This is a genomic window from Exiguobacterium sp. S22-S28, from assembly GCF_043359615.1.
Lineage (GTDB): Bacteria > Bacillota > Bacilli > Exiguobacteriales > Exiguobacteriaceae > Exiguobacterium_A.
This window is the reverse complement of the sequence record NZ_JBHFFC010000019.1, coordinates 1-1,394: the sequence shown is the minus strand read 5'-3', so window position 1 is coordinate 1,394 and position 1,394 is coordinate 1. Positions and strand designations below refer to the sequence as shown.

Below are 1,394 nucleotides of genomic sequence, written 5' to 3'. Positions count from 1 at the left end.
AGTCATCAACAAGATCATCTGCTAGAACAAGGCCTCGACCGATTAGTATCACTCAGCTCCGCATGTCGCCATGCTTCCACCCGTGACCTATCTACCTCATCGTCTCTGAGGGGTCTTTCTTGATTACTCAAAGGGAAATCTCATCTTGGAGGGGGCTTCATGCTTAGATGCTTTCAGCATTTATCCCGTCCGCACGTAGCTACCCAGCGATGCTCCTGGCGGAACAACTGGTACACCAGCGGTGCGTCCATCCCGGTCCTCTCGTACTAAGGACAGCTCTCCTCAAATTTCCTGCGCCCACGACGGATAGGGACCGAACTGTCTCACGACGTTCTGAACCCAGCTCGCGTACCGCTTTAATGGGCGAACAGCCCAACCCTTGGGACCTACTCCAGCCCCAGGATGCGATGAGCCGACATCGAGGTGCCAAACCTCCCCGTCGATGTGGACTCTTGGGGGAGATCAGCCTGTTATCCCCAGGGTAGCTTTTATCCGTTGAGCGATGGCCCTTCCATGCGGAACCACCGGATCACTAAGCCCGACTTTCGTCCCTGCTCGACTTGTAGGTCTCGCAGTCAAGCTCCCTTCTGCCTTTGCGCTCTACGAATGATTTCCAACCATTCTGAGGGAACCTTTGGGCGCCTCCGTTACTGTTTAGGAGGCGACCGCCCCAGTCAAACTACCCGCCTGACACGGTCCTCCAGCCGGATGACGGCTGCGAGTTAGAGACTCTATGCATGAAGGGCGGTATCCCAAGGGTGACTCCTCCGAAGCTGGCGCTCCGGTCTCGACGTCTCCCGCCTATCCTGTACATCATGCACAAAGCCTCAATATCAGGCTGTAGTAAAGCTCCATGGGGTCTTTCCGTCCTGTCGCGGGTAACCTGCATCTTCACAGGTACTATGATTTCACCGGGTCTCTCGTTGAGACAGTGCCCAAATCGTTACGCCTTTCGTGCGGGTCGGAACTTACCCGACAAGGAATTTCGCTACCTTAGGACCGTTATAGTTACGGCCGCCGTTTACTGGGGCTTCGGTTCAAAGCTTCGCTTGCGCTAACCCATCCCCTTAACCTTCCAGCACCGGGCAGGCGTCAGCCCCTATACGTCATCTTGCGATTTAGCAGAGACCTGTGTTTTTGCTAAACAGTCGTTTGGGCCTATTCACTGCGGCTCTACTCATGTAGAGCGTCCCTTCTCCCGAAGTTACGGGACCATTTTGCCGAGTTCCTTAACGAGAGTTATCCCGCGCGTCTTAGAATTCTCATCCCGCCTACCTGTGTCGGTTTACGGTACTGGCACCTTCCACCTCACTAGAGGCTTTTCTTGGCAGTGTGAAATCGTGACCTTCGTCCCTACGGGACTCCGCATCGTTCCTCGACTTTGGTGCCTGACG

At 55.0% G+C, this 1,394-nt stretch carries 1 rRNA gene; it reads right to left on the bottom strand.

Going from position 1 to position 1,394, the window contains the following annotated elements:
- Positions 1-22: 22 nt before the first annotated feature.
- Positions 23-1,394: ribosomal RNA gene (locus tag ACHA8N_RS05165) — 23S ribosomal RNA — on the bottom strand; the annotation flags it as partial.